Genomic DNA, 26,571 nt, shown 5'->3' with positions numbered 1-26,571 from the left:
TCCGTGTCAGTTGTCTGAATCATGGCAAACCTCCAACCGTTGGTCAATCAGGGGATTAAGGCGCAAAAAGTCCCTTAAATGGTCGCAGCCCGCTGCCAACAACTGGGGTAAATCCCGCACAGGCCAAAGCCTTGTAGTACCATCGCCAGAACTGGTGAGGATTTGCTGACCATCGGGGCTGAATTGGACAAACAATACTGCATCTAAATGACCGGAAAACAGGCCAATACTTTGACCGTCTAACGTCCACAGTCGGGCTGTTCCATCGTCTGAAGCGGTAACAATACGCTGCCCATCTGGGCTGAATTGGGCAGCATAAACCCCGCCGGAGTAACCCGTTAAGACGGCTAATTCCTCGCCCTCCTGATTCCACAGTCGGGCTGTTCCATCCCACGAAGCGGTAACAATACGCTGCCCGTCTGGGCTGAATTGGGCAGACATAACCCCTTCGGAGTGACCCGTTAAGACAGCTAATTCCTTGCCCTCCTGATTCCAGAGTCGAGCAGTGTTATCCTCCGAAGCGGTAACAATACGCTGCCCGTCTGGGCTGAATTGGGCAGACATAACCCCTTCGGAGTGACCCGTTAAGACAGCTAATTCCTTGCCCTCCTGATTCCACAGTCGGGCTGTTCCATCGTCTGAAGCGGTAACAATACGCTGCCCGTCTGGGCTGAATTGGGCAGCATAAACCCCGCCGGAGTAACCCGTTAAGACGGCTAATTCCTCGCCCTCCTGATTCCACAGTCGAGCTGTTCCATCGTCTGAAGCGGTAACAATACGCTGCCCATCTGGGCTGAATTGGGCAGCATAAACCCCGCCGGAGTGACCTGTTAAGACGGCTAATTCCTTGCCCTCCTGATTCCAGAGTCGGGCTGTTCTATCGATTGAAGCGGTAACAATGTGTTGACCATCTGGGCTGAATTGGGCAGCATAAACCCCGCCAGAGTGACCCCGCAGTTCATTTTTAGCGCGGATTCTGCCTAAGATCGACTGTAGGGCAAAGACTGGGCGTTTCGTCGGATAGTCAGCCATCCGACGACCATTGTCTGTTAGAGAGGCCAATTCTGATGCTGTTTCTAGTGCTGTCACTAAAGCGGGAATGGGTTGGAATTCAAATTGTTCTAACGCTAGATTGCTTTGCTGTTCCAGACGGGTTACAGTCTGGGCTTGTCGGACTAATTGATGACCCCCCCAAACAGCCACCCCAGACCCCAATAAGGAAACCATCAAGATTCCTGTTCCCCAACGGATGCGCTCCTTGGCTTTCTGGTACGCTTGGCTCAGAACTTCCCGGGCTGTTTGTTCGGCTTCGAGCGCTGACCTTGTTTCCTCGCTCATCTGTTGCTGACTGGCTGACAGAAAATCCTCGTCCTCTGTACTTAGCCGTTTTCCCTCCCGCCATGTCAACGCATCCCTTAAGGCCTGCCCCCGCAACAGACGGGATTTATCTTGGCGCTCTGATGTTAACCAGGCGTTAAAGGCTTCATTATAGGGTCGCAGTTGGTTTAAGGCTTTTTCTACCCATTCGAGATTAAACACCTCCCCATAGATGGGATTGGCTACTTTTAAGCTTTCCCCCCGTTTCACCACTAATCCCATTAAACGCAGATAGGTGATTTCTAAGTCTCCTGTTGCCTTCATTTGACCGGCCTGTAATATCTGTTGATATACCCCCAATAAACGACTGGCTAACTGCTCATTACTCAGGAGACGGTTCTGAATGGTGCGTAAATGCTCCGGTTCGTCGTGCATTTCCCAATTCTCCACAATCCGCCGTTGGACTAATTGAGCGACTTCTTCTTTTTCCCTTCCTTGGGGAATCTGTTCTACGTCTGCTCTCAACCAGTGACACAACTTCTGGGTCAGGAAGGGCTGTCCCCCTGTCCAGTCTAAGATGGCGGCTAAGACTTGCTCTGGGTCATCGGCTATCTCGACCAACCCTTGACTCAGGGGCAGGGCTTCCTGAAGCTCAAAGCCTTGCAATTCTATTGCCCGACCTATATTAAAGGGGGTGCGTTTTTTGTCGGCGATTAAATCTCCTGGTGTGGCAACACCGATTAGGGCAAAGGTGATGCGTTGATAGGCGGGTAAATCCGCTCGTTTGTTGTAAATGTCTCGAATGACGGCAAAGAAGTCATCTAGGTTAAAGTCTAGGCTCAGAATACTGTCTATTTCATCAATGAAAATCACTAGGGGACTGGGGACTAATTCGAGGAGGGTGACAATGAATTTACTAAAGCGATGGACGTTGGATAGATAGTTATGCTCTGCCCACCAAGCATTACAATCCAATTGGTCATCTAGGTCTAAGCTGTCTATGAGAATGTCAATCATCCCTGCATACCAGGCTTCGGGGGTGACGCTGGCTGTGCCTAGGACGGTGATATCAATGGCAACGCAGGCGATGCCCTCGGCTTGTAAACGCTGCATGGTGCGCACCCGCAGGCTGGATTTCCCCATCTGTCGGGCATTGAGGACATAGCAGAAGTCCCCGGATAGGAGGGCTTGATAGAATTCTTCGTCGGCCTGACGTTGGGCGTAGGTGGGGGCGTTGTGGGGTAAACTCCCCCCCACTTGATAGAGGGAGGGGGACTGTTGGCTTTTCATGGGCTGGCTTAATTGGGGGGTTGAGTTGTGTCTGTGAGGTGGGAATCCGGCGCTGTCCCGAAGGTCAGCGCCGGGAGAATGTCAGGAGAGGACTTGGTACAACTGGACGCGGTAGGGGATGCCTTTGAGTTCCTGAAGTCCCATGTCTTCTACGGGTAAGTAGAGGTGATCTTTTACGGTGTCATAGACCATCTGAGAGATACAGATGCCTCCGGGTTTGGCTTTGCTCTGAAGTCGGGCGGCAATGTTGACCCCGGCACCGAGAACGTCTCCATCACTGAGCAATACATCCCCGACATGGATGCCGATACGATGCTCTAGGATGCTATGGGGGTCTAGGTCGTGGTTTTGGGCGGTCAGGGCGGCCTGCATCTGTTGCGCACATTCGACGGCTTTCACGGCGCTAACAAAATAGACTAACAGACCATCTCCTGTGTTTTTGAGGATTTGCCCCTGATGGTCTTGGCAGATGGCTGTCATGGTTTTGAAGTCCCGCTTGAGGGATTCGAGGGTTTTCTGCTGGTTGGCGACCATTTTGGGGGTGGAGTCTACTACGTCGGTGAACAGGATGGCGGCTAGGGTGGAGCCGGAGTTCTGTTCACTGGGGCTGGAGAGGGGGTTGGGGAGGATCAGGCGATCGCGCAAATAAATCCGATAGAGGTCACACAACGGAGTGACGGCATTTCCAACAAATTTTACTAGCCCCATACTGCGCAATTTAAAGGCTTCATCGGAGCCAATCTCGACGGGATTATTCTGTTGGATAATTTGCGCGATCGCCTCCAGTAAACCCTCGTCCTCTTGCAGATTCCCCAAATGTCGCCGCAGATGGTCGTAATAAATACCCGCTTCGGTGGGTGCTGTCCTCAATAACTCCTCATAGGTTAGCCTGTGCTGGGCGAGATGATAGAGCGCCAACCGCACCAGATAAGGATGCCCTCCGAGTACCTTCATCAAGGTCATCTGTTGATCCTCGGTGAAGGTTAAATGATGACGTTCAATCAAGCTCTGCACCTGCTCAAAAGTCAATTCGGGGAGTTCAATGGGAATCCCCACATTAAAGGGCGATTGATTGATATTGAGCGGAATATAAACCTCTTTGGAGTGGGAAATGACGAGGCGCAGCTTTTGCCAGAGGGCTTGATTTTTGCCCTCTTCGTGCCAGGCCCGCAGGAGTCCAAAGAAGTCCATCGCTACTTCTGGGTGTTGAAACACCCGATCCACCTCATCTAAAGCCAAAATGAGGGGACTCTCTAAAGTCGTGAGCAAGTATTTTTTGAAATACTTGGTACATTTGCGACTACTGCCTAACACCCCCTGCCAATACTTATCTAGATTCTCTGGCAGGTCTAATTCCTCGGCCACACTGGCGCAAAACCACTGTAAAAAACTGTCCAGCGTCTCTAAGAACTGACTATCCGCCAGTTGCAGGTTAATATAGGCCACCTGATACCCCAACCGTTCACCTTCCCCTAAAATCCGACTCATCAGAGAGCTTTTGCCCATTTGACGGGGGGCTTTAATGCGGATTAAGGTGTTAGGGCGGGCGATCGCCTCATAGCAATCTGGCTCAATGGGGGGACGTTCGACATAAAAGGGAGAGCCTAGAGGAACTTGTCCCTCCGGTATTTCTAGGTTAATCACAACAAACTTTAATTCAGATCAATGCCCTCATTCTAATCACAGTTCACTCAAAGCTATATTTAGGGTCTGCTGAATATCCATCTAATCACTGTTATTAGGATTCTTAGCGGTTTAGGAACGAGAAACTACAAGGTTTTAGGGATAAATCATCAAAAAGGCTTGCCTTTTTCCGATTCCCCCTGTTCCCTGTTCCCTGTTCCCCAAACCTTCCCCTACTGCACACAACTCAAGTTAAATTGGTATCAGAAGAGTCCGGGATTAGCATAAGACACCGCCACCTCGCCCCAAGCAGGTGGGGGTGTGCGTCGCTCTTTTTGTTCAAGCTATCAGCATGAAGAAATATCTTCACGATTTTCTTGCATCATTTTAAATCTAATAATCCTTGTTCTTTCAGCTTGGGGTTAAAGCGTATTTCTAAAGTCACTCCGCGGTCTTCTAACTGTTTTAAAATCTCAGCTTCTAATCGACGGGCTACTTTTTTTAATAACTTAATTTTACCTAAATCATCTTGACTTTCATAAGCTTCTTGCTCTTCTTCACTCCAGGTTAATTTAGCATCAATGGGATCATTCCAATCTCCCTCTTCCTCACTATTTCCGGGGGGAATTGCGCCATTTTCTGCTAGCCAAGCTTGCTTAATTTCGTCTAAAATCGTTCGACTGGGGCGGTCGATGGTTTGGGCTTTTAGCCAATAACAATTAAACGGTTTTCGGACTAAATGCTGTTTTAAACTCACCTCAATATCCCGAGAATAGTTCACCAATTGTAAGACCTTTTTTTGATCAAAAATGGCATAAACCCCGATTTTTTTATGCCAAGATTCAGCCACTTTTCCCGCTTCGGTTAAATAGGGAATAAATTCTAAACTGGCTAAAGTGGGATATTCAGAGGAAGTCATGATGCAAGATAATCGATTGAGTTCACCCAAACATTTTAAACGAAAACCCGTTACGTTACGGTTGACTCATCAGGGTTTCACTGGCGGCTTGATGCAGGAGACTATGGCGACGGACAAGGGTCATGATATCTTTAGCGTAGCCTCCCCCAATGACGGCGGCGACGGGGTATCCGGCACTATAACAGGTACTTAATACTATTTTCTCTCGTCGATAAATACCCCAATCACTGAGGGCTAATTTCCCGAGACGATCTTCAACGTGGGTGTCTACTCCGGCATCGTATAACACTAGATCCGGTTTGACTGCACTCAGTAGATCGGGTAACTGTTGCGCCAAAATTTGCAGGTAGCCATCATCATCCAAACCAATGGGGAGGGGAACATCAAGATCGCTTTGTTGTTTTCTGTGGGGGAAGTTGGCCTCGCAGTGCATGGAAAAGGTGAACACTCGCGGATCATTACGAAAGATAAAGGCTGTGCCATCGCCTTGGTGAACGTCAAGATCAAGGATGAGGATTTTCTGGACTTTCCCTTGATTGAGGAGGAGTTGAGAGGCGATCGCTAAATCATTGAAAATACAAAATCCGGAGCCGTAACTGGGGAAAGCGTGGTGAGTTCCCCCGGCCGTATTACAAACAATCCCCTTCTCTAAGGCTAACTCGGCGGCTAAAATTGTCCCCCCCACGGCTGTACAGGTGCGCTTGACTAATGCTGGACTCCAGGGTAAACCGATGCGGCGCTGGGCTTTGGGGTCTAAAGTTCCCTCACAATAGGCGGCTACATAGTCGGGGGTGTGAACTTGTTCAATCCAAGCGCGAGGGGCTATTTTGGGGGTGAAAACGCGATCGCCTGTGGTAATCCCGGTTTGCAATAAATAATCGTAAAGTAGTTTAAATTTCGGCATGGGAAACCGATGTTGATCCGGCAGGGGGGTAACATAATCCGGGTGGTAAACAATAGAAACGGCCATCTATAAGTACATCGGGAGAATCGGGGCTAAATTGAGATTGTGGGAGACTAAATCGGCAATCCCATCTAAGATGATTTCCCGGTGTTCTCGGTAGTTAGGAACCCCTGTCGGTAGGGAAGATAAACCCCGACGTTGGCGCAAATGGTTAAGCCACGCCCTCCGCCAAGGCCCGTTATCAAATAAACCATGTAAATAGCAGCCCCACACCGTTTGAGTCTGATCCACTACCCCCAATCCGGGATCATCAAAGAGAGGATGACAGGAGGGAATTTGAGTATCTTTATTCCCTTCTATACGATGGGTGCGGCCTTGATGGATTTCGTAGCCATCAATGGGTAGACCTTTATGGGGAAAGTGGGACAAACAACTGCGTTGACGCACCACTTTGTTGCGGGTGATGGTGGTGCGCACCGGGAGGAGATTGAGGCCGGGGTAATAGCGATCTTCCCCTTCTAGACCTTCGGGATCTGTGATTAGTTGCCCTAACATCTGAAAACCACCACAAATTCCTAACACATTCCCCCCGGCGGCGGCGTAGTCTTGGATTTTCTGCGCCATGCCGCTATCATGGAGGGCTTTGAGGTCAGAAATGGTGGTTTTGGAACCGGGAATAATCAGGGCATCGGGATAGGCGAGAGAGTCGTTGAGGTGGATATATTTGAGGGTAACGCTGGGTTCTGCGTCGAGGGGGTCAAAGTCGGTAAAGTTGGAGATGCGGGGTAAACGGAGGACACCTATAGTAAGTTCGGAATTGGGTTTGCGCGATCGCCTTTCCAACAAACCCAGAGAGTCTTCCGCCGGGAAGAGGTTCTCACTCCAAGGAATCACCCCCAAAACCGGAATTTTTGTATAGTCTTCCAGCCATTTAATCCCCGAATCTAACAGAGAACGCTGGCCGCGAAACTTATTAATCACAATCCCCCGAATTAAGATCCGCTCCTCGGGTTCCAACAGGGCTAGAGTTCCCACCACATGGGCAAAAGCTCCCCCCCGATCAATATCTACCACTAAAATGGTGGGGGCGTTGAGGTACTTCGCCACCCGCATATTGGTTAAATCCCGATGTTTTAGATTAATTTCCGCCGGACTGCCCGCCCCTTCACAGATAATCAGATCAAATTCCGCCGAAAGGCGCTGTAAACACTCTGTAATGGCTTCCCAGCCTAACTCAAAATACTGCTCATAATATTCTTGGGCGGTGGTGTACCCGATGGGTTTTCCCTTCAGAATCACTTGAGAGGTCATATTCCCTTGGGGTTTGAGCAGAATCGGATTCATTTCCACCAAGGGATTCACCCCAGCCGCCCAAGCTTGCACCGCTTGAGCATAGCCAATTTCGCCCCCTGTCGCCGTGACATAGGCATTGAGTGCCATATTTTGACCTTTAAAGGGGGTAATGCGCCAACCTCGATGGGAGAGAATGCGACAGAGGGCGGCGGTAATCATGGATTTTCCAGCATTGGAGGTGGTTCCAACCACCATAATGGCTCTCATGGGCAACAGTTAGGGGTAGAGGTCAAGGAATGAGCAGGAGTCGATTGGTGCTTATTCCATTATGCCTGTGATCTCCTTTTGGATCAGGGAATTCCTCTAAATCCCGAGGTTTGGGAATCTCCGCCGTTCCACGGGGGGCAGGATGTCAACCTCTTCCCCTTGGCAACCCCGACTATACCCCAATACAGTCGGGGAGATTCTGGCTCACAATGCCCAGTATGGGGGAGCAAGAATTTAATCCAAGATTTGCTTAACATCATCAAAGAGTAGCAAACATTCGCCGTGACACCATTCATAAAATCACTACTTTTTTGGCTAAAAACCACAGCCAAGTCGTCATTGAAGATTTAAATGTGTCAGGTATGCTGAAAAATCATTGTTTGGCGGGTTCTATCGCTGATGCTTCATTTTATGAGTTCCGTCGTCAACTAGGTTACAAGGCAGAACGTTATGGTTCAAAGTTGATTATTGCCGATAGATTTTATCCATCTAGTCAACTTTGTTCTAACTGTGGCCATCGTCAAAAAATGCCCCTAGTCCGTCGGACTTTTGAATGTCAGAACTGTGGGCTGAAGATTGATAGAGATTTGAACGCCAGTATAAATTTAGAAAAATCGCCGGGTTCCGACGATTACACTTGTGGACGGGGTGCTGCCGACAGTCCCGGACGAAGCAAGAAATAAACATCAATATCCGGCTATGTCCGGTTTTGTTTAAGTTTTATAGAGCAGATTAGAGGGATAAGGTGAACCAACGGGCGATCGCATTTAAAAGCCGTTGCCCTAGAGTAGGTTTAGGAAATGCCCCTTGGCTTTGCCAATGGTCTACAATTTGACGACCGAGGGGGGTGAGGCGGAAACTATCGGTAATCCCTTGTCCGTCCACTTCTCGCCGTAACACTCCCACCTTAATCAGCCAGCCTAACTGACTTTCCGCCGTAATTTCCAACAGGGGGGAGCGAGTATAACCTTGTTCTACCCCCGTTTGTCCCGCGATCGCCCCTAACGCCACACTCTGCCCCCGCATCGTGACCCATAACACCAACAAAAACGGCGCGCAAAACAACGCTCGTTCTGCCCGTTGGATAGTCTGTTGAGAATATTGGATTTTCCCAGCCTTCCCGTTCGTTTTAGGCGCGCTAATCGTCATAGATTCATCCGTTAAAAGTGGCTCTATCTGAAGTGGGAGATATGCCCCCTGAACTTCAGTAGTATGTGAATTATTGTAAAATTTGTGAGGACGTTGTTGATCTAGAGCAAGGAACATTCTCATTATGGCTTTAACAGTCGGTACCAAAGCACCCGCCTTTACCACCACAGACGACCAAGGAAACACCGTTTCCCTCGCTGACTTCGCCGGAAAAATCGTCGTCCTCTATTTTTACCCCAAAGACGACACCCCCGGTTGCACCAAACAAGCCCAAAGCTTCCGGGACAACTATGAAGAATATCAAGGGAAAGATATGGTTGTGTTAGGAGTCAGCATGGATGACGAAGCCTCCCACAAAGCCTTTAAAGAAAAATATGGTCTGCCCTTCACCCTCTTAACCGATGTAGATGGCACCATCACCAAAGCCTACGATGTCGAAGGTGGCGGTTATGCCAAGCGTGTCACCTACATTATCGACGGACAAGGCAACATCACCCATGTAGACGCAGCCGTGCAAACCTCCAGCCATGCTCAAGACATTCTGAAAGTCGTCGGCTAAAAATTAAGGGTCAATTCTCAATTGAGAATTGACCCCCATTAACTCTACTCCTCTTCAGGAAGAGAAACCTCTTCCGAGGGTTGGGGTTGTTGTAACTGCTGCATCCGCTCTAACTGAAGACGGCGAAACTCTTCACTGGCCCGGTTTAGTTGGCGGTTGGTGTCTCGGCGAAAATCTCCGAGAGAACGCCCATTGCCCATCGTGGCCCGGTGAATCAAGTCAAAAGGATTCAAGCCGTCTGTATTGCCGAAAAGGGAATTTACCTCATTTTTTTGAAACCCCTCTCGACTAGGATTGTGGTTGTTTTGGGCAAACAGGGGAGAGATTGCGCCCCCCATCACAGTCAGGAAAACCCCGAGACTTAACATTGATTGCCAGAAATGCTTGTACATATTGTTCTTGTACATAGGTTTCAGAATACTGCTCAACAACTGCTCAACTCCCCATGAGGGGATAATGGAGAAGACTCCATTCAGTGGTAGATGTGACCGGAAAAGGACAGAGTGAATCACCACTTCATCAATCATTGCAGTTCGTTTACATATTGATACCTTTTCCGTGCTTCCATGTTAAACTACCGGGGTGAGTATTTGTTAAGTTCGGACTAAATCGTTTGTTGATTCATCGTTCATTGATGTTGATTCATCGTTCATTGATACAGATTAGCAGGTCGATCTCCGAATCTCAACTGCTCTATTTTTAGTTTTGCATTGGTTTTGGAGATACATTATGTCGATCTATGTGGGCAACCTTGCCTATAGCGTCACCCAGGAGGAACTATCAGAAGTTTTTGCTGAGTACGGCACCGTTAGGCGGGTTTATCTTCCCACAGACCGTGAATCCGGTCGCCTTCGTGGTTTTGGTTTTGTGGAAATGGCTACTCCAGAGGAAGAAGACGCAGCCATTGAAGAACTAGATGGTGCGGAATGGCTGGGGCGTTCTCTGAAAGTGAATAAAGCAAGGCCTCGGGATGGAGGGTCAGGAGGTGGTGGTCGCAGAGGCTAATGTTGCCGCCTAAGATTTTCTGAATTCCTATAGTGCGGATGCTAATGCAGGCTGAGAAACCCGCTCTATCCAGTTGGGTTTTTCCGCCTCTAATGCTATGATCGAAAAAAAAGACGCTTTAACAAAAATGTTGCGGAATTCCCCTTCCTCGCTTGCAGGGAGGAAATGGATAGCAACCCAGCAATATACTGAGCGACAGCGAATCCATGCTAAGATAAATATATCTTGACCACTAACTCCCAAAGCGAAAACCAAGCTAAAAAGGGCTGTGTTGCAAGAGAAAATTTGGGTCTTAGGAACTAGGACTTCTGCCTGGGGAGGGAAGATAAGACTGGCTATATTTCGGTATAGAAAGCACTTCCCATTGAATCAGGAAGCTCCATCCTCGCCAACGGCAGGGTGGGGCAATTCACCATCCCTGCCGAACAAAAGCATGGGGTGTCTTGAACTGTCTGTCTATTTATATTTAGGAGGAAACTGAATGACGCAAGTAACCGTTGGCGAAAATGAAGGTATTGAATCTGCACTCAGACGATTCAGACGGGAAGTCTCAAAAGCGGGAATATTCGCTGATATGAAGCGTTTACGCCACTTTGAAACGCCCCAAGAAAAGCGCAAACGCAAGGCGATCGCACGGCGCAGGAAAAAACGTTTTAGCTAAACTAAAGTAGTAGAAACTCACTGAGTCCCCCAGATCCTCTCTGCCCCAGATCCTCTCTGCCCCAGATCCTCTCTGCATTGATCTGGGGTTGTTGGTTTAGGTCGGGAAAAATAATCACCCTCGGGAATCGGGGAGGACGAGGAAGAGGGGGGATAGGGGAGTTAACTTAACTGTACGACAGGACGATCTTCTAATAGGGTTTCTTGGGTTAATAAGTCTTCAACGGTGATGCGCAAAGAACATTGCTCATCGACTCGAAATTGAACTTTAATGCGATCGCTTCCCGGATTTCCGAGGGGCGACAGTTGGGCAATAGTACGCCCTCCCTCCCTATCATTTAAGGGCTGCACAGCCGTCTCTCCACTACTCACGGTTCGAGTAATCAGGCGATCGCCATCAAAATAAACCTCTGTGCTACTATTTTGGGCCCCCAACTCCCCAATAATCAACTCAATACTAGGCTGATTCTCCACCGATGCCCCTAACAATAACTCAATGGGCTGATTCGTGGGGTAGCCTTGCCCCGCTTTAATAATGGGGTGCCAACTATGGCATTTATTCCGACGGTTCCAGTAACGCACCCCATAACTGTGATAGAGGAAATCCTTTAATTGAAAGCCTTGCGCCAGTTGGAGCGCCCCCGATGCGATCGCCTCAAACGGTTGTTCAGACTTAATCTTATCTCGCTCAAAATAGCCTTGAATCCACTCCTGTACGGCTGGAATTTGGGTCGTTCCCCCCACCAATAACACCCCATCAATATCGCGGGTTTCTATCCCCTGTAAACGTCCCCGTTGTAATACTTGAGTCATCAAGTCATCGAGTTGATTAAAAAACAACTGCCGGGTTAAAATCTCCCGAAAAGTCCCTTGATCTAAACTTAATTCGTAGCTTTCCAACGTCTCATCATTAAAATAAACCTCCGTCGCTTTTTGTTGGCTCGAAAGCTTCACCTTTAACCGTTCCGCTAAACGAGTAATTAAACTAGACTTTTCAATCCCTTGGGTTTGGGCAAAATAATCCACCAACCAGTGATCAATATCCGAACCCCCTAGATTTAGCCCTGCTTTAGCTAAAACTCGCGCCGTTTTCACCTTCTGACCAGAGCTTTCTCCTAATAATTTCTCTCCCCACTTCAAGATAAATCCCATCGGTTTTTTATCCAGTCCTTCTCCCGAAAGATTCAACTGAACTAGGGAAAAATCGACCGTTCCTCCACCAAAATCAACCACCAATAAAACATCTTCATCCGTCGTCCCGTAGCCCAAAGCCGCCGCCGTCGGCTCATCCAGAATGCGAATCTGTTCGATATTCCACTGACTACACACTCCCGTTAACCAATGGCGATAGAGTTCAAAACTATCCACCGGAACCGTTAACACTAAAGAATCAATCGGTTGCTCTTTTTGTAATTCAGCAATTAGGGTCTTTAAAAACTGTTCACCCACCTGTTCAAAGGTGATTATTTTGTCGTCTAATTCCGGTAAAAATCCCTGAATGCTCGAACCAATACCCCGTTTAAAGTCCCGAAAATAGCGAGGATCGTTCTTTAAGTCTAATCCGCGATCGCGCACTTGTTGCCCCAGTAACACTTTCCCCTCCCGCACATCCTGCCAATACAACAAACTGGGGATTAACGGAGGATTATTGGCTAATTGCTGAGAAAAACCGGGCAGTTTGAGGGTTTCCCCTTGCTGGGTGGCACTATTCCAACGGCTGATTACTGTATTACTGGTTCCGAAGTCAATCGCGATCGCCATAAATTTCAGATGCCTAGGGATTTCAACGATCACTATAGCAGGCAAGCGCCCCGTCCTCCCTCAATCTCCGGTCACAGAGTCTAGAGTCTCTTCCTTCGACTTCAAAGCAAAAAAAACATCTTGAGGGGACGGGGTTTCTCAGAACCGTCCGCGCTCAAGATGGCATAATTGGGATAACTACTGTGGGTGATGTTGTACCAAAACGGTGGAATTTAGCGGTCTGGGCTATTTCTCAGATTCTGCATCCGTTGCCGCATTTGAGCCGCTTCTTCCGAGTTGATATTTCGCAATCCTACCCCCGGACGACCCATGGAAGAACTGCTATCCCGGTTCATGCGCCGTTGTTGGTGCATTTGGTTCATTTGGCTGCGTTGTTCAGGAGTCAGGATGTTCCGCATCTCTAACATCGATTGGAAGCGTAAGTTGCCCATTTCTTGTTGGAGACGTTGCAGTTCATTGTGTTGAGCGCGCAATTCTTGTTCTGAGGCAGAACTACTCGCCATCAGTTCCCGCATCCGTTGGTGGGCGGCTTGCAGTGCTTCCCAATTTTGGGACATTTGCGCTCTGGTCCGTTCATGGATAGCTTGCATTTGTTGGCGCTGGTTTTCATCAAGATTGAGGGTTTCCATTAAGCGCTCATGGCCCCCCTCCCCTTTACGCTCTCCCCAGTGGCGACCTGGCTGCATTTGTTGAGCTTGCAGGCCATGACCTGACTCGTTAAATAAGGGCTGCGCTAAGGCAATTCCCCCCGTAAGGGTCAAAAGCGCAACAGTTAGGGATGAAACTCTTTGAATATTGTTCATAATCTTAATAAAGCGACTTGTTGTGTGCCGTTAATTGGAGGGGTCGGTTTCAAAGTTGGCGAGACTGAGCCAACTTTGATCCCAATTGCTGGTTAGGGTTTCTGAGTTAATAACTTCGGTATCCCAAAGGGTGAGCATGAACTCTTCTAGTTCCTGTTGTTGCAAGTCTGATAAGGGGTTTGGTTCAGATTCAGTCAGAATAGGACTCACTCGGTTTAGGTTGAGTCGGGGAACAACAATCAAGGTCAATAGGGTGCTGGCTGCGATCATTACCCCACCTAAGACCCAAAGACGACGGGGACGACCGACACCCAAGGAACGAGGAGAGTCTGTGATTTGCCGCATCAACCGTTCCTCTACTGCCGGATCGACCTGTGGGGGAACAGGACGATATTCTTTTAAGAAGTCCACTAAGTCGCGGTCAGGATCGTTGTTGTTCATGATTCCTCTTTCCTCTTTCACAGGGACACACCTTCGGACTGAAGCAATTGCCGCAATGCTTTGCGGGCGTGAAAGAGACGAGATTTAACAGTTCCAAGGGGAATGTCTAGGATTTTCGCCACTTCCTTCTGAGGGATATCTTCGAGATCATGCAGGACTAAAACCACCCGATGTTCGAGATCTAGTTGCTTCAAGCCTCGTTGTACCAAGTCTTGGTAGTGGAGTCGTAGGAGATCCGGAGTGACTTGGGGGGGGGCTGTGCGATCGCTCAAAGCTTCCTCGGTTTGTTCTTGACGCATTACGGCAAATCTACGCCGTTGATCTTGGGCAACGTTCCAAGTAATACGATACAACCAAGTGCCGAAGGTGGAAGCTTGACGCAGTTGGGATAATCCTTTCCAAGCTTTAAGAAAAACGTCTTGAGTCAGATCCTCCAACATGGCAGCCCCACATAACGAATACAGGGTAGAGCGCACACGCTGTTGATACCGTTGGTAAAGTTGCTGGAAAGAGGCGCTGTCACCTTGCTGACATCGCAGCACTAATTCGCGATCGCTCATTTGTCTGGAGTCATTGGCTAACACCTCTTGCATTTCCCTCACCAGTCAATTGTGTAGGTTTAGACAAAGAGGGTCACAAAAAGGTTCAATTTCCCGATTTTCTTTTTTTAGTGACTTAAATCACACGAAATTAGTGACTTAAGTCACTGCAAAAGATGCTTAAAATTGCATAAAGGCAGAGACAAGCCTCACGATGACACGAGATTAAATTCACTGGAAGATAGGATTAAGATCAGTGCGTTTTTCCCAAAAGCAGGGAACAATAGAGACATCAGCATCAGAAAAGTAGTAGTGCAACGTTAAGCAGGGACTCTCAGGGATAAGATGCTCAACCATCCATGAACTGGTGGAGCTTAGTGGTTTAGTAAATGGGGATTTACCAAACTACATTAGGACAAAGCTCAACAGCTAAGAGAACTGCACTACTACCTTCTTTTTCTTCTCTGTTCAACTGATCAGTGGCTTGCTGGCTTTTAGGAATTAAAGAGATTTTGCTCAATTAGCTTCTCTTCTATTCTCCTCCTGAAAACGACACAATCAACCTTACCCCCCCCAATTGTTAAAACAGGGGGGTTTTCTTTAAGCCCCAACTGTATAATTATAAGATAAGGGAGAGTTAATTATAGGGGAGTTCATTGATTTTGGTCAATCAAGGGTTTCCTGGGGGTATACAGTTTTTCCTTATAGAAACAAAAAAATAATTAGTAGTAAGTATGAGCAAGTATGATTAAATCGTTTTATTTGGAAAATTTTCGTTGTTTTGAGTCCACTAAAGCTACAGGTTTTTGTCAAGTAAATTTATTAGGCGGTCAGAACAATATAGGCAAAACCGCTTTATTAGAAGCCTTGCTTTTAATGGGAGATCCTTCAGCGAATAGTATTCTAAAAATCTTGAAATTTGTTAGAAGATTTAACCCCTATTTTTTGCAACAAATGCCTCACCTGACTTGGGAAAATTTCTTTTATCATAGACGTGCAACAAAACAGATTACGTTTGATTTCACGTTAGCTAATGGTTGCCAGAATCAAGTCATAATTTTAGCTGAACAAAAAACAGAAAAGACCCTTGACTTAGTAAATTCACAAGTCAGACCGGGAGATATTTTGAATTTTTCCCAAACTCTCAATACTCATTTTCCGGTTCAATCCTATTTGAAGATTAACCCCTTGAAAAATGGTGTAAAATTACCGGAAAATGTCATTATAGCAAGTCAGAATGGCTTAACATTGGGAAATTCAGTAGTTGCCGCTAACTTGTTTTTTACAACCTTTTTTATTCCGGCAAACTCTAAGCTAGAAAGCCATCAACTTGCAACAGAATTTGATAAGGCTAGATTTGAAGGTAAAGCTGATTATCTACTGCAAGCCTTTCAACTACTTGATCCAACAATTGAGCAGGTTGAATCATTTACCTTTGGTAGTCCAGAACTTTATGTAAAACGCAAAAATGAGGATAATTTACCACTTTCTTTGTTTGGAGATGCGATGACTCGTATTGCTGAGTTTGTTCTGATTATAATTAACAACAAAAATGGTCTAGTCCTAGTTGATGAAATAGAAAATGGAATTCATCATACCCGTCAAGAACAAGTTTGGTCTTTTTTGCTAAAGCTTTGTAAACTTTATAATGTACAACTTTTTGCAACATCTCATAGCTATGAGATGATTAATGCTTTTAAAAATGTTATGATTCAACCGGATAACTTAGACGATGCAGGTTATTTTGAGATGTCTAGGCATCCAATCTCTAATCAAATTGTTATACAAAAGATTCCACCTTATTCTCTGGAAGACAAATTAAAAAATAAACGCTCTGTTAGAGGTGAGTCAATTTAGGTTTAAATTCAAATGAATATTCTAATCGTGGAGAGTGAAAATGATGAATATTTTATCGAGGCACTGATTCAAGAACTCTCATCCGCTACTAATCGGCTGTATTGTATTGATGAATATAAGCACTCTAATTTAGAAAAAAGAAAATTAGTCACTCAGCTTTCTAATGCTTTAATAGATGCTCAAAAAGCAGGAGAAACCAAAATAGGAATCATTTTGGATTTAGATGATTCGACTCGTGAAACTAGGCTCGAATTAATTAATGAATGCTTAAAAGAATCTTTTGCTGACTGTTTTTTGCCTGAACCTCAACAATTATTAACAGATGTAAAAAAATTTGTCACTTACCCAATTGATGATCTCTTAAATGTTAAGATTGCCTGCTTTTTTAACAATGTTGGGGGTCAAGGTGAATTGGAGGATATTTTAAGACAGATTAAATCAAAAGACTCTGTTTTTGCAGATTGTCTATATGATGGATGGAAAAACTGCCTCATTGATAAAGGAAAAAAGATTGAACAAAAAGGCAAAGCGTTTGATTTATCTGAGAAAGAGTTGCTGAAATTGTGGGTGGATTTTTATAAGCGGTTTGATACCCTAGAAAGACGAAAAAGAAACTACAAAAATACCGATTGGAAAGGGATCATGTTAGGGGTTACTAAGCAAGGTGAAAGATTGCAAAATTCACGGGGGAAAGACATATTTAATTTAAATTCTCCGGTATTACTTGAAATTAAATCGTTTCTACAAATGTTTGATTAAGTTCCAAGGTATGATACCTTTCAGAAAAAGTCCTTTTGACATCATTTATGCTGTTCGCCCTCCTGAACCGTCTGACTGAAACTTGGGAACAAACCCAAACCACGCTAAATAATCAAGCGGAAACCCTTAAGCAAACCCTTAGCCAACAAACTGAGGCAACGCTCAACACGCTAACGACGACGAAAACGAATCTGTTAGATAATGCCAGTCAAACCCTAACCCAAGTGGCAAATTCGACGGAACAGACGAAAAATGCGATCGCCCAAAGTTTCCAAGAAGCAGGTCAACTACAAACCGCGCTCACCAATGCCTTAGAAACCATTTTTGCGAACCAATTTAGAAGCATCCTACGGAGTCATCCGAAACTCCTCTGGTTTATTCACCATCCCCTACTCACGCTTTTGTTGTTGGTGATTGTACTCGCGTTGGCAGGGGGATTATTTCAAGCGATTAGTAGTCTGGTGAAAACGTTTTGGTTAAAACTCTTTGCTCTGCCGGGGGTGTTGGTGCGGGGTTTGTTCCAACTTTTATGGAAACGTTCTCGGGGAAATAATAGCACTCATGAATTAGAAGCCCTGATTTTTGATCGTCCCCGTCAACCGGAAAAGTTAGAGCAACTGCTCAGTCGTTTGGCACAATTGCGACAAGAAGAGAATCAACTGTTGGAGGAAATTCAGCAAGTATTGCTGAACTCTGATTCTAAGCAGATTAGCTCTAGAGTTAAGGACTATCCCCCCTAACCCCCCTTCCAAAGGGGGGTTAGGCTTAAAGCTTGATGTCGTAGCCGAAGAGATTGGGATCAACTTCTGTGAACGTGATATCCCCTAGACCGTATTCTGCCCAACGACGCTCGACTTGGGCGGCCATTTGGGGGTCGGACTCTAAGACTTCGCCCCAGTCGTGGGAGGTTTCGGGGGGAATTTTGGTCGTGGCATCAATGCCCATGCGTCCCCCTAAACCGATTTTCTCGCTGGCAAAATCGAGGGTATCAAAGGGGGTTTCAGGGAGGATAAAAACATCCCGGGAGGGGTCTACTTTGGAACTAATCGCCCAAACTACTTGACGGGGATCCCGGATGTTGATGTCTTTGTCTACGACAATCACAAATTTAGTATAGGTGAATTGGGGTAAGGCACTCCAAAAGGCGAGGGCGGCGCGTTTGGCCTGTCCGGGATAGGCTTTATCAATGGAGATGATGGCCGCTTTATAACTTAAGGCCTCCATGGGGAGGAAAAAGTCGGTGATTTCTGAGACTTGTTGGCGCAGGATGGGGGTATAGATACGATTGAGGGCGATCGCCATCATGGCCTCTTCTTTGGGGGGACGACCGCTAAAAGTCGTTAAATAAATGGGATCTGAACGATGGGTAAGGGTATGAAAACGAATCAAGGGGGAATCTTCTACCCCCCCGTAGTACCCCATATGATCCCCAAAGGGGCCGTCGGGTAAGATTTCACCGGGGGTAATGGTACCTTCTAGGACAAATTCTGAGTCGGCCGGAACTTCGAGATCCACCGTTTTACATTTCGCCAATTGCACCCCAGAGCCACCATACAGCCCAGCAAAGAGCCATTCTGATAAATCTACCGGAATGGGGGTCGCGGCGGCCATAATGATTAAAGGGTCTACACCGAGGGCGATCGCAATTTCTAACGGTTTCCCCGCTTGGGCGGCTTTGCGTAGGTGTCTCGCCCCCCCCCGCACAGACAACCAATGAACCGTCATAGTATTTTTGGACTGCAATTGCAATCGATACACCCCCACATTAGGAGTCCCCGTTTCCACATCTTTAGTAATCACTAATCCCAGGGTGATAATCTTCCCCGCATCTCCGGGATAGGGGCGAATCAAAGGCAATTCATTTAAATCCAGATCCTCCCCTTCAATCACCACCTGCTGGCAAGGAGGGAAGAAACTACGCCCCGGTTTCGCCTTCACCACATCAAACAACACCTTGCCAAAATCCACCGCTTGAGCGAGTTTTTTCGGGGGTTTAGGTTGTTGCAACATCCCCAACTTTTTCCCCAACTCCTCCAACTCCTCGGGTTTTTCCATCTTCATCGCCCAACAGATCCGTTCAACGGTTCCCATCAAGTTCACGGCCACGGGAAACTTAGACCCTGTAACCTTCTCAAAGAGTAGTCCTGGGCCCCCCACCTTTAACATCCGGTTGGCAATTTCTGCAATTTCTAAATCCGGATCAACTTCTGTTGTGATGCGATGCAGTTGTCCCCGTTCCTCTAGGAGTTGGATAAACCCCCTTAAATCTCTAGCCATAGTTGCTTAAATTTGGGTTTTTCTTAATCATAGGGGTTTGTGGGGCTACCTTTTGCCATTTACCGAGAACAGTGAATCGTTATTGATTCACTGTTCACAGATTGACTACAAATTACTGATAATCCGTTGCAGAATTTGCACTCCCGTAAAGGCCTGCCAACTGAATAGACCCAACAACACCACATTGAGGGAAATATGGGTATAACGGGCGATATCATTCCCCTTCTGCATAAATGGCACGAGAGAGGCAGACACAGCAATCATCCCCGTCATGCCAAGTCCAGCGAGGAGGTGGGGGCCGACAAATAACTTGCCGTTGTTAATATAGGTGACAGCCATTCCTCCGATGGTGCCTAAAACCATAAAGGCTAAAATCGCAGAACCGACAATATGATGTTTGCTATTGAAATTCTTTTTCACTAACTCTTTCCGCACTTCCTTGTCAGCATTACGGGTGCGCCGAATCTGTACCCCCAAATACAGAGCGTAAACGGTGAGGGCGAGTAGAATCCACATTAAGATGGGATGGAAAAATTGCGAGTAGATTTTCAGGGGTTCTGGAAGATCCATGATCATTACGGGTTGATTTGATAAGTATGACTAATGTTACTAAACTTAACATAATCTTTACACTTTAGGGATGAATCGACCATTTTCTTCTATATGAAACGGCGAAAATAGGGCAAAATACAGCTTATTGGGGCAGTTAATGGTGGAAATCGCATGACCAACGATCCGAAAAACCTAGATATTCTTTTACTGCAAGCCGTTCAGCAGGGGAATTCCGAGCAAATTCAGGCGGCACTGACGTTAGGGGCAAATTTGGAAGTGTGGGATGAGCGCGATCGCACCACTCCCCTTATGATTGCGGCCTATCAAGGTCAAGAGGCGATCGCACAACAGCTAATCAACGCAGGCGCACCCCTAAACAGTGTTAATCCAGACGGAGAAACCGCCCTCACCCTCGCCGCAGAACAAGGCCATTTCAACCTCGTTAAAACCCTCATTGCTCACGGTGCCGACTCTATGCAGTGGCCAATGGCACTACAAGCGGCCGCCAGTGGGGGACATCTCGACATCGTGGAACACCTTCTTAGCCTTGATGTAGACGTGAACGCCACCGACGAAGACGGAGAAACCGCTCTGCACTATGCCACCATGGAAGGGCATCAAGCCATAGTAGAACGACTCCTCGGCCAAGGTGCCGCCGTCAACGTGATCAACCAATTCGGTGATACTCCCCTGATTCTTGCCGTCCTCCAAGGCCATGACGGCATTGTTGATTTACTACTCCAACAGGGAGCCGACTTTAACCTAGTCAGTTCCGGGGAAACTGCCCTCACCTTGGCCGTGGACTCCCAAAATACCCCCCTTGTCCAGCGTTTACTCCAAGCCGGAGCCCCTCCCAATACCAGCTTACCCAACGGTCGCACCGTCCTAATGACGGCAGCAGAACAGGGAGACGTTGAAACCCTAAAAGTCCTCATCCAAGGGGGAGCCGACTTGAACTTACAAGACAACACCGGAGCCACAGCCCTGATGTGGTCTACCCATCGGGGCCACTCAGAAGCCGTGCGCTTGTTATTAGAAACCCAACAAGTGAATGTCAAACTCAAGAACAAGGGCGGCTATACCGTGTTAGGGATTGCCCAATTTGATCATTCCCCAGACATGATTGAACTGCTCCAACAATTTGGAGTCACCGATTGACACTCCCGTCGCTAAAAGCGAGGGATTCTTGGTTCACGGAGTTTCCTTGACTTGACAGGACGTATCCAACCAAGCCAGAGGGAATCTCTCCCCAAGCGTATAAGTTTCGGTGTGTCCCACCGTACTTAGGGCTTGCTGAATAAGTCCGAGAGTTGGGGAATCGGGAGTCGGGAGTCGGGAATAGGCAATAGTGCCAGTTTTAGATGATCTGTTCCCTGTTAAGAGTTCCCTGTTCCCTTGTTGAGCCTAGCATCTGGTGTTATTCAACAGACCGTACTTAGTCCTCTTTTCAAAATGTTGATAGCAGCATTAACATCTCTATCTTCCGCATAACCAGGGCGGGGGACAAACATGGGTTCTTGTAGATAGGGATTTAGGTACTTTTTGACCACAGTTAGAACAGTTTTGACTCGTGTTATGGGGCGGCACTGCTACCGTAGCCTTACCATATTTAAAGCCAAAATACTCTAGCCATTGACGAAACGTTGACCAAGCTGCATCATTAATAGATTTAGCTAGTCTAGAGTTTTTTACCATGCCTTTGACATTTAAGTTTTCGTAGGCGATGAAATCGTTAGATTTAATGACGCGCAATGCCTCTTTTTCGGCAAAGCCTCTACGTTGCCTACTTATTCTTAAATGTTTTCTAGCATATCTCTTTCTAGCTTTTTGATAGTTGTTTGATTGGGGTTGACCTTTCTTAAACTTTTTAGATTTCTGCCGATTCAGACGGTTTAATCTTTTTTCGGCCTGGCGATAGTATTGTGGTATCTCTACTGTTTCACCATCACTGTTCCCATAGAACACTTTTAAGCCTACATCCAATCCTACACATCTTTTAGTCGGTTCTAGCGGTTTAGCGTATTCCCGAATATCAACGTTAAGGCAGAATTGGACATAGTAACCATCCGCTCGTTTAATAATCCTAACTCGTTTAATTTGGTCTAAAGGATAAAAGTTTAGGTCTCTAGTTCCTTTCAGTTTAACCGTCATCTTTTTAGAGCCGGGAGTGTCAAATTTTCCACTTGGAATCGAAAAAAAGCGAGGATTTTGGTTTCCTTGCTGTGGGACTCCATCATTCTAAAGGTGAGGATTCTAAGCGATTTTTTCGGAACTCCAAAAATAGGGAAAGAATCACCCAAGTCACAATCCCCATTAAGACCAGAACGCCAAAATTCGCCACCCAGAACACCATTTGAGCAAGGGGAACCACCCGACCAATAAAAAAGGATAATGTCACCATCACAGAAGCCCAAAGGGCGGCACCGCCAGAGTTATACAATAAAAACTGAGGATAGGGCATCTGGGCAATGCCTGCCATTGGTCCGGCGAAAATGCGCAACAGGGCCACGAAGCGGCCAAAAAAGACGGCTCGCGCTGCATTCTCGCTAAACTGGGCCTTCGCTTTCTCTAATTGGTGTTCTGAGATGCGAAATAAACGGCCAAGGCGTTTTAAGAGCGGCCACCCGCCAAATTTGCCAATCCAGTAGCCAAAGTTATCCCCCAAAATTGCGCCGCCCGTTGCACTGGCTAACACCCACCAATAATTGAGTTCACCACTCCCTGCGAGGAAACCACCGACGAGGGTAATGGTTTCACCAGGTAGGGGGATGCCTGTATTTTCTAGGGCAATGCCACCAAATACTGCCCAATAGCCATAGTGATCTGCAATTGCTTGGATGTTTTCCAGTGATAATAGTTCAAACGACATCCAGTATTCGCCTTTACAAAAATTTACTCCTAATGTTTATCTTGACGCAAATTCGCTTAAAGTGTCAATCTCTCAGGGCGCGTCTGGCTTTGCCGATATATTTGGCGGCAATAATGCCCCCAATAAATCCGAATAAATGGCCTTGCCAAGATACTCCGGGTTGAGTGGGTAAAACTCCCCAAATTACACCCCCATAGAGGGAGAAAACGACAATGGAGAGCAAAATAGACATGAGGTTGCGTTCGTAATAGCCTCGGAAGAGGAGAAAGCCTAAGTAACCATAGATTAAAATACTGGCCCCGATGTGGAAGGAACAGGGCATTCCGAAAACCCAGGTTCCTAGACCACCAATAATCATGGTAAAGGCGGTGACAATCCAAAAGTCGCGGGTTTCTTGTAACATGACTAACCACCCTAAGACAATAAAAGGGATGGTGTTGGCGATGAGGTGGCCAAATCCGCCGTGAATAAAGGGGGCAAATAAAACGCCCCGTAATCCGATGAAATTATGGGGAATAATACCGAAACGGATGAGGTTACAGGTGCCGATGAGTCGCGTTGGACAGCGCCCTACGACTCCAGCATTACCGACGAGACAACTGAGGCCCGAGACGTTGATGATCTGGATGCCCCAGAAGAGGATGACAAAGGTGGCTAAAATGCCGATTTGTTGTTTAACAATGCTGGTGATGGAGGGTTCTTCGGGACGAGTCATGATGGCGAGAAAAGAAAGGGATCTCTTCCAAGATAACAATTGTTGTTTAGATTCCGTGAGTGGAGGGGGTGACGCTTTTGGCTTGGATGTCTTGGAGGGTGATGAGGAGGAGACGCTTGGCCTGTAAGCGCCAGCCCCATTTCTGGACGGTGTAGGCGATCGCAATTCCTCCGACTGTGGCGATAAAATCAAAGGGTTGGGAGAGGGAAATCCCTAACAATAAGCCTAATCCCGCCACCCCCCAAAACGGGAGGGCAATCGTTTGCCGTTCCTTTTCTACCCAGGCGGCTATCCCTTGATCCGGTAGTTCTTTCTCCAGTCGGGCTTGAATTTCCCGTTGTTGGGCAAACGGTACGGTTAAGGCAATTTTCCGCCGCAGTTTCTCTATTTTCCGGGCATCGGTGCTGTACTGGGTCAGTTCATCTTCGGCCATTGCCAGTAACTGTTCATATTGTGCCATCGTGCTGTTCCTAAAAATTGCAATTTCTTACTTGGGTGAGTTGTAGCACGATTTGGTCAATGGCACCAATCAAAGTATTTCCAGCTTGCCCCGGTTGATTGACTAAGATGCTAAAGGCGACTGGGCCATATTCGGGATGTTCTAAGTAACCGGAGAGGGCGCGCACCCCTTGCAGGGTTCCGGTTTTGGCGCGGACTTGACCTTGAGCGGGTGTCGCACGCATTCGATTGCGCAGGGTACCACTCACCCCAGCGACGGGGAGGGAGGCGTAGAAGACTTCGCCCCCATAGGCGGAAGAACGCATACTGCGCAATATCTGCACAAGGGCGTAGGGGGTGGCTAGGTTTTGGCGGGAGAGTCCAGAGCCGTCAATTTGGCGAAATCCGTTGGTTTCTACGCCTAAACGACTGAGAACATCACGCACGGAGGGAGCGCCGCCAATGCCCCTTAAAAGGCTGTCTGCGTAGCCGTTATGACTGCTTTGGTTGATGGTGTGAATCCAGGCCCCAAGGTTGGAGGAACTGATGGGGGAACGGGGATCATAGAGTTGTAGGGCGGCGGCTGTGGTGAGGAGTTTGATGTTGGAGGCGGGGATGAGGGCTTGATGGGGATTGCGACTGTATAGTACGGTGCCATCTTGGAGGGATTCAATATGAATGCCCCAGCGCGCACTGGCGAAGGTGGGGCGGTTGACAATACTATCTAAACGACTGGCGAGTTGGGCGGGACACATCCCGATGGCGGCTTGTTCTTGGGCTTGGGCGATGATGGCGGGGGGGGTAATTTCGAGGGGTTCTGAGGAGAGGGAACGCTGGGCGGAGGTAGCGATCGCGGGATTTTGCCAGCTTAGGGTTGCGATCGCCAATAATGTGAGTGGTTTCAGAATCTGCATGGATGGAATTCCCCCTTAATCTCCGTTAAATTGCGGTGATTGTAACATTCGTTTAAAGAAAAGGACGAAATTTCCCCCCAATTGCTCCCCACAGGGCTAGAGTAGGGCATTCCTCGGGCTTCATCTGCCGTTTTCCGGGATCAAAAGAAACCCAGTTTCTTAGATAAAAGTTGCAGTCGTCTAGTTCTTGTCATATCTTTAAACGTATGTATAGCGGGTCTATCTGGATTGTGAATCTCTTTTGGAGGAAGAATGCAGGAGTTCAGAAATTCAGAAGTTAGTAGGGGACGAGCTTTGAGCCTCTATGAATCAAATAAAGCCGGTAATCCTTCATAATTCAATCGCCTCTGCTATAACTTTATCCCGAATAAAATAATGTAATGACTTGGTGATAACCACATCAACCTTCCGATTTAAGAGTTGTTCTAAATCTTGAATTAGTCCCACCGGAAACCAAGAGGAGATTTTGGCTAAATCATAATCAATCAAGAAATCAATATCACTATCCTCCTGTTCTTCCCCCCTCGCCACCGACCCAAATATCCGCACATTGAACGCCCCATGCTGTTGTGCAACGGCTAAAATTTCCTCTCGTTTTTTTTGTAATTCATCCTTCAGTTTCATGATTAACTGCCGATAAAATTACTAATATTTTACGCTTCAAATCAGGCAGATTCTGTTCAACAACATTCCAAACTTCTTCTAAATTAATTTCCTCGTAGTCGTGAATCAGAACATCTCTCAATCCCGCCATTCTGCGCCAAGGAATATCTGAATAACTTTGCCTCAACTCCTGAGAAAGTCGCTTAACTGCTTCTCCAATCACTTCAAAACTACGAATCACCCCATCCTGAATCAAAAGAGATTGCATAAATGCTGTTTGTCCTCCCTCTGTATAAGTCTCAATCCGACAGATGCGTTCATAAATATCTTGTAAATATATTTCATCATCTGTCATAGCGGAATCGCCTGATTGATAATCCGTTCTCTAAAATAATCCCGTAAACCTTTAACCGTCGTGACATCAACTTTTCGGTTTAACAAGTCCTCTAAATCTTGAATTAAGGCAATTCTATCCAATAAACTGCAATGACTGTTCATTTCCACCAAAAAATCAATATCACTATCCTCCCGTTCTTCCCCCCTCGCCACCGACCCAAATATCCGTACATTGAACGCCCCATGCTGTTGTGCAACGGCTAAAATTTCCTCTCGTCTTTGTTGTAATTCATCCTTGAGTTTCATAGTGTTATCCCATCCTCCGTAACCAGTCGAATCATAGGGGGATGCAATTCCTCATCTGGAAAATGGCAACGCACCGCGTCTCTAACTTCTAATTTGAGCCTATCTAAATTATCAGCTTGAGTGATAATTGATTCTCCTAATGCTTGAGCAATATATCCTTCTTCTGCATCACATTTCACCCAAAAAATAATTTCATTCATGCCTAGACAACCTCTTAAACAATTAATCATAATTATATCGATTTTCCCAGCCGTGAACATTGCCCACCGTTCCCTCGGCACAGGATTCACCCACACCAGATAATCGGGACGGCTTAGGTCAAAATTATCAATAGCATTCGCCGTATTCCCTGCCACAACACTGGCAATCATCTGAGCCAACATCTGAGAGTTCTCTGATAAGGCCAACCCTGCTG

28 protein-coding genes and 2 pseudogenes are annotated in these 26,571 nt (G+C 46.9%); 8 read left to right on the top strand and 22 right to left on the bottom strand.

Annotation, left to right across the window (positions count from 1 at the left end; translation table 11 throughout):
- Positions 1-6: 6 nt before the first annotated feature.
- From SPI9445_RS27120 to cobQ, 5 genes are all read right to left on the bottom strand, one after another.
- On the bottom strand, positions 7-2,607 hold the full coding sequence (locus SPI9445_RS27120; protein ID WP_017306647.1) for an AAA-like domain-containing protein: 2,601 nt from the start codon (positions 2,605-2,607) through the stop codon (positions 7-9).
- 81 nt (positions 2,608-2,688) lie between these two features.
- Positions 2,689-4,251 carry an AAA-like domain-containing protein gene (locus SPI9445_RS26395; protein ID WP_017306646.1) on the bottom strand — a complete coding sequence of 521 codons (1,563 nt, stop codon included), beginning with the start codon at positions 4,249-4,251 and terminating at the stop codon, positions 2,689-2,691.
- 361 nt (positions 4,252-4,612) lie between these two features.
- Positions 4,613-5,152: a GIY-YIG nuclease family protein gene (locus SPI9445_RS0120430; RefSeq protein ID WP_026079968.1), complete on the bottom strand. Its 540-nt coding sequence runs from the start codon at positions 5,150-5,152 to the stop codon at positions 4,613-4,615.
- A 52-nt stretch (positions 5,153-5,204) separates the two neighbouring features.
- On the bottom strand, positions 5,205-6,119 hold the full coding sequence (locus SPI9445_RS0120425) for a histone deacetylase family protein (RefSeq protein ID WP_017306644.1): 915 nt from the start codon (positions 6,117-6,119) through the stop codon (positions 5,205-5,207).
- Entirely contained in the window at positions 6,120-7,613 is a 1,494-nt protein-coding gene (gene cobQ / locus SPI9445_RS0120420; RefSeq protein ID WP_026079967.1) for a cobyric acid synthase CobQ, read from the bottom strand.
- A gap of 257 nt (positions 7,614-7,870) precedes the next feature.
- Here cobQ and SPI9445_RS27115 point away from each other — a divergent pair.
- Positions 7,871-8,296 (top strand): annotated as a pseudogene (locus tag SPI9445_RS27115) (RNA-guided endonuclease InsQ/TnpB family protein); the annotation flags it as partial.
- Positions 8,297-8,345: 49 nt separating this feature from the next.
- On the opposite strand, the gene SPI9445_RS0120410 reads toward SPI9445_RS27115, so the two are convergent.
- Entirely contained in the window at positions 8,346-8,762 is a 417-nt protein-coding gene (locus SPI9445_RS0120410; protein WP_017306641.1) for an Npun_F0494 family protein, read from the bottom strand.
- Between the two features lie 124 nt (positions 8,763-8,886).
- Between SPI9445_RS0120410 and SPI9445_RS0120405 the strand changes: the two genes are divergently transcribed.
- On the top strand, positions 8,887-9,321 hold the full coding sequence (locus tag SPI9445_RS0120405; RefSeq protein ID WP_017306640.1) for a peroxiredoxin: 435 nt from the start codon (positions 8,887-8,889) through the stop codon (positions 9,319-9,321).
- Between the two features lie 44 nt (positions 9,322-9,365).
- Here the strand turns inward: SPI9445_RS0120405 and SPI9445_RS26385 are convergent, their stop codons facing one another.
- Positions 9,366-9,728, bottom strand: coding sequence for a hypothetical protein (locus SPI9445_RS26385; protein WP_164674569.1), 363 nt, complete (start codon positions 9,726-9,728; stop codon positions 9,366-9,368).
- 322 nt (positions 9,729-10,050) lie between these two features.
- On the opposite strand from SPI9445_RS26385, the gene SPI9445_RS0120395 reads away from it, so the two are divergent.
- Both SPI9445_RS0120395 and rpsU read left to right on the top strand, forming a co-directional pair.
- A complete protein-coding gene (locus SPI9445_RS0120395; RefSeq protein WP_017306638.1) occupies positions 10,051-10,326 on the top strand; it encodes an RNA recognition motif domain-containing protein in 276 nt (91 codons plus the stop codon).
- A gap of 481 nt (positions 10,327-10,807) precedes the next feature.
- On the top strand, positions 10,808-10,987 hold the full coding sequence (gene rpsU, locus SPI9445_RS0120390) for a 30S ribosomal protein S21 (RefSeq protein ID WP_017306637.1): 180 nt from the start codon (positions 10,808-10,810) through the stop codon (positions 10,985-10,987).
- A gap of 161 nt (positions 10,988-11,148) precedes the next feature.
- Here the strand turns inward: rpsU and SPI9445_RS0120385 are convergent, their stop codons facing one another.
- The 4 genes from SPI9445_RS0120385 to SPI9445_RS0120370 all read right to left on the bottom strand — a co-directional run bounded on the left by SPI9445_RS0120385 (position 11,149) and on the right by SPI9445_RS0120370 (position 14,584).
- On the bottom strand, positions 11,149-12,747 hold the full coding sequence (locus SPI9445_RS0120385; protein WP_017306636.1) for an Hsp70 family protein: 1,599 nt from the start codon (positions 12,745-12,747) through the stop codon (positions 11,149-11,151).
- Between the two features lie 212 nt (positions 12,748-12,959).
- Entirely contained in the window at positions 12,960-13,550 is a 591-nt protein-coding gene (locus SPI9445_RS26380; protein ID WP_017306635.1) for a Spy/CpxP family protein refolding chaperone, read from the bottom strand.
- A 30-nt stretch (positions 13,551-13,580) separates the two neighbouring features.
- Positions 13,581-13,991 (bottom strand): hypothetical protein, encoded by a 411-nt coding sequence (locus SPI9445_RS0120375; RefSeq protein ID WP_017306634.1) that lies wholly within the window; start codon positions 13,989-13,991, stop codon positions 13,581-13,583.
- Between the two features lie 17 nt (positions 13,992-14,008).
- Entirely contained in the window at positions 14,009-14,584 is a 576-nt protein-coding gene (locus SPI9445_RS0120370) for a sigma-70 family RNA polymerase sigma factor (RefSeq protein WP_017306633.1), read from the bottom strand.
- A 690-nt stretch (positions 14,585-15,274) separates the two neighbouring features.
- On the opposite strand from SPI9445_RS0120370, the gene SPI9445_RS0120365 reads away from it, so the two are divergent.
- The 3 genes from SPI9445_RS0120365 to SPI9445_RS0120355 are packed head-to-tail and all read left to right on the top strand — an operon-like array spanning position 15,275 to position 17,886.
- Complete coding sequence (locus SPI9445_RS0120365; protein ID WP_017306632.1) at positions 15,275-16,387, top strand: AAA family ATPase; 1,113 nt, start codon at positions 15,275-15,277, stop codon at positions 16,385-16,387.
- Positions 16,388-16,399: 12 nt separating this feature from the next.
- The gene (locus SPI9445_RS0120360; RefSeq protein ID WP_017306631.1) at positions 16,400-17,146 is read left to right on the top strand and encodes a DUF3226 domain-containing protein; all 747 of its coding nucleotides are present in this window, start codon (positions 16,400-16,402) and stop codon (positions 17,144-17,146) included.
- 47 nt (positions 17,147-17,193) lie between these two features.
- Positions 17,194-17,886 carry a hypothetical protein gene (locus SPI9445_RS0120355; protein ID WP_017306630.1) on the top strand — a complete coding sequence of 231 codons (693 nt, stop codon included), beginning with the start codon at positions 17,194-17,196 and terminating at the stop codon, positions 17,884-17,886.
- A gap of 25 nt (positions 17,887-17,911) precedes the next feature.
- Here SPI9445_RS0120355 and SPI9445_RS0120350 read toward each other — a convergent pair whose 3' ends face one another.
- Positions 17,912-19,423 carry a UbiD family decarboxylase gene (locus tag SPI9445_RS0120350; RefSeq protein WP_017306629.1) on the bottom strand — a complete coding sequence of 504 codons (1,512 nt, stop codon included), beginning with the start codon at positions 19,421-19,423 and terminating at the stop codon, positions 17,912-17,914.
- A 105-nt stretch (positions 19,424-19,528) separates the two neighbouring features.
- The gene (locus tag SPI9445_RS0120345; protein ID WP_017306628.1) at positions 19,529-19,999 is read right to left on the bottom strand and encodes a DUF4079 domain-containing protein; all 471 of its coding nucleotides are present in this window, start codon (positions 19,997-19,999) and stop codon (positions 19,529-19,531) included.
- A 147-nt stretch (positions 20,000-20,146) separates the two neighbouring features.
- Here SPI9445_RS0120345 and SPI9445_RS26375 point away from each other — a divergent pair, with 147 nt between their 5' ends.
- Positions 20,147-21,133 (top strand): ankyrin repeat domain-containing protein, encoded by a 987-nt coding sequence (locus SPI9445_RS26375; RefSeq protein WP_017306627.1) that lies wholly within the window; start codon positions 20,147-20,149, stop codon positions 21,131-21,133.
- A 263-nt stretch (positions 21,134-21,396) separates the two neighbouring features.
- On the opposite strand, the pseudogene SPI9445_RS27110 reads toward SPI9445_RS26375, so the two are convergent.
- From SPI9445_RS27110 to SPI9445_RS32230, 9 genes and pseudogenes are all read right to left on the bottom strand, one after another.
- Positions 21,397-22,123 (bottom strand): annotated as a pseudogene (locus SPI9445_RS27110) (RNA-guided endonuclease InsQ/TnpB family protein); the annotation flags it as partial.
- An 85-nt stretch (positions 22,124-22,208) separates the two neighbouring features.
- Positions 22,209-22,844 (bottom strand): DedA family protein, encoded by a 636-nt coding sequence (locus SPI9445_RS0120330; protein WP_017306625.1) that lies wholly within the window; start codon positions 22,842-22,844, stop codon positions 22,209-22,211.
- 64 nt (positions 22,845-22,908) lie between these two features.
- A complete protein-coding gene (locus tag SPI9445_RS0120325; RefSeq protein ID WP_017306624.1) occupies positions 22,909-23,559 on the bottom strand; it encodes a rhomboid family intramembrane serine protease in 651 nt (216 codons plus the stop codon).
- 46 nt (positions 23,560-23,605) lie between these two features.
- On the bottom strand, positions 23,606-24,019 hold the full coding sequence (locus SPI9445_RS0120320; protein ID WP_017306623.1) for a hypothetical protein: 414 nt from the start codon (positions 24,017-24,019) through the stop codon (positions 23,606-23,608).
- 10 nt (positions 24,020-24,029) lie between these two features.
- Positions 24,030-24,911: a D-alanyl-D-alanine carboxypeptidase/D-alanyl-D-alanine endopeptidase gene (dacB, locus tag SPI9445_RS0120315; protein WP_017306622.1), complete on the bottom strand. Its 882-nt coding sequence runs from the start codon at positions 24,909-24,911 to the stop codon at positions 24,030-24,032.
- A gap of 330 nt (positions 24,912-25,241) precedes the next feature.
- A complete protein-coding gene (locus tag SPI9445_RS0120310; RefSeq protein ID WP_017306621.1) occupies positions 25,242-25,535 on the bottom strand; it encodes a nucleotidyltransferase family protein in 294 nt (97 codons plus the stop codon).
- Complete coding sequence (locus tag SPI9445_RS0120305) at positions 25,519-25,869, bottom strand: HepT-like ribonuclease domain-containing protein (protein WP_017306620.1); 351 nt, start codon at positions 25,867-25,869, stop codon at positions 25,519-25,521. Before SPI9445_RS0120305 ends, SPI9445_RS0120310 begins: the two co-directional genes overlap by 17 nt.
- A complete protein-coding gene (locus SPI9445_RS0120300) occupies positions 25,866-26,156 on the bottom strand; it encodes a nucleotidyltransferase family protein (protein ID WP_017306619.1) in 291 nt (96 codons plus the stop codon). The genes SPI9445_RS0120305 and SPI9445_RS0120300 overlap by 4 nt, the downstream gene beginning before the upstream one ends.
- Positions 26,153-26,356 (bottom strand): hypothetical protein, encoded by a 204-nt coding sequence (locus SPI9445_RS32230; protein ID WP_026079965.1) that lies wholly within the window; start codon positions 26,354-26,356, stop codon positions 26,153-26,155. Before SPI9445_RS32230 ends, SPI9445_RS0120300 begins: the two co-directional genes overlap by 4 nt.
- Positions 26,357-26,571: the final 215 nt, after the last annotated feature.

The organism is Spirulina subsalsa PCC 9445, assembly GCF_000314005.1.
Lineage (GTDB): Bacteria > Cyanobacteriota > Cyanobacteriia > Cyanobacteriales > Spirulinaceae > Spirulina_A > Spirulina_A subsalsa.
The sequence above is the reverse complement of the archived record's forward strand: the minus strand, read 5'-3'. Positions and strand labels throughout refer to the sequence as shown.

Coding starts and splice junctions, on each gene's coding strand:
- SPI9445_RS0120370 (WP_017306633.1), bottom strand. CDS start 14,584: ATGCAAGAGGTGTTAGCCAATGACTCCAGACAAATGAGCGATCGCGAA.
- cobQ (WP_026079967.1), bottom strand. CDS start 7,613: ATGAGAGCCATTATGGTGGTTGGAACCACCTCCAATGCTGGAAAATCC.
- SPI9445_RS0120410 (WP_017306641.1), bottom strand. CDS start 8,762: ATGACGATTAGCGCGCCTAAAACGAACGGGAAGGCTGGGAAAATCCAA.
- SPI9445_RS0120360 (WP_017306631.1), top strand. CDS start 16,400: ATGAATATTCTAATCGTGGAGAGTGAAAATGATGAATATTTTATCGAG.
- SPI9445_RS0120405 (WP_017306640.1), top strand. CDS start 8,887: ATGGCTTTAACAGTCGGTACCAAAGCACCCGCCTTTACCACCACAGAC.
- SPI9445_RS0120305 (WP_017306620.1), bottom strand. CDS start 25,869: ATGACAGATGATGAAATATATTTACAAGATATTTATGAACGCATCTGT.
- SPI9445_RS0120325 (WP_017306624.1), bottom strand. CDS start 23,559: ATGACTCGTCCCGAAGAACCCTCCATCACCAGCATTGTTAAACAACAA.
- SPI9445_RS0120355 (WP_017306630.1), top strand. CDS start 17,194: ATGCTGTTCGCCCTCCTGAACCGTCTGACTGAAACTTGGGAACAAACC.
- SPI9445_RS0120345 (WP_017306628.1), bottom strand. CDS start 19,999: ATGATCATGGATCTTCCAGAACCCCTGAAAATCTACTCGCAATTTTTC.
- SPI9445_RS0120300 (WP_017306619.1), bottom strand. CDS start 26,156: ATGAAACTCAAGGATGAATTACAACAAAGACGAGAGGAAATTTTAGCC.
- SPI9445_RS0120350 (WP_017306629.1), bottom strand. CDS start 19,423: ATGGCTAGAGATTTAAGGGGGTTTATCCAACTCCTAGAGGAACGGGGA.
- SPI9445_RS0120320 (WP_017306623.1), bottom strand. CDS start 24,019: ATGGCACAATATGAACAGTTACTGGCAATGGCCGAAGATGAACTGACC.
- SPI9445_RS26385 (WP_164674569.1), bottom strand. CDS start 9,728: ATGTACAAGAACAATATGTACAAGCATTTCTGGCAATCAATGTTAAGT.
- dacB (WP_017306622.1), bottom strand. CDS start 24,911: ATGCAGATTCTGAAACCACTCACATTATTGGCGATCGCAACCCTAAGC.
- SPI9445_RS0120365 (WP_017306632.1), top strand. CDS start 15,275: ATGATTAAATCGTTTTATTTGGAAAATTTTCGTTGTTTTGAGTCCACT.
- SPI9445_RS32230 (WP_026079965.1), bottom strand. CDS start 26,356: ATGAATGAAATTATTTTTTGGGTGAAATGTGATGCAGAAGAAGGATAT.
- SPI9445_RS0120425 (WP_017306644.1), bottom strand. CDS start 6,119: ATGGCCGTTTCTATTGTTTACCACCCGGATTATGTTACCCCCCTGCCG.
- rpsU (WP_017306637.1), top strand. CDS start 10,808: ATGACGCAAGTAACCGTTGGCGAAAATGAAGGTATTGAATCTGCACTC.
- SPI9445_RS0120385 (WP_017306636.1), bottom strand. CDS start 12,747: ATGGCGATCGCGATTGACTTCGGAACCAGTAATACAGTAATCAGCCGT.
- SPI9445_RS0120375 (WP_017306634.1), bottom strand. CDS start 13,991: ATGAACAACAACGATCCTGACCGCGACTTAGTGGACTTCTTAAAAGAA.
- SPI9445_RS0120395 (WP_017306638.1), top strand. CDS start 10,051: ATGTCGATCTATGTGGGCAACCTTGCCTATAGCGTCACCCAGGAGGAA.
- SPI9445_RS26375 (WP_017306627.1), top strand. CDS start 20,147: ATGACCAACGATCCGAAAAACCTAGATATTCTTTTACTGCAAGCCGTT.
- SPI9445_RS0120310 (WP_017306621.1), bottom strand. CDS start 25,535: ATGAAACTGAAGGATGAATTACAAAAAAAACGAGAGGAAATTTTAGCC.
- SPI9445_RS0120330 (WP_017306625.1), bottom strand. CDS start 22,844: ATGTCGTTTGAACTATTATCACTGGAAAACATCCAAGCAATTGCAGAT.
- SPI9445_RS27120 (WP_017306647.1), bottom strand. CDS start 2,607: ATGAAAAGCCAACAGTCCCCCTCCCTCTATCAAGTGGGGGGGAGTTTA.
- SPI9445_RS26380 (WP_017306635.1), bottom strand. CDS start 13,550: ATGAACAATATTCAAAGAGTTTCATCCCTAACTGTTGCGCTTTTGACC.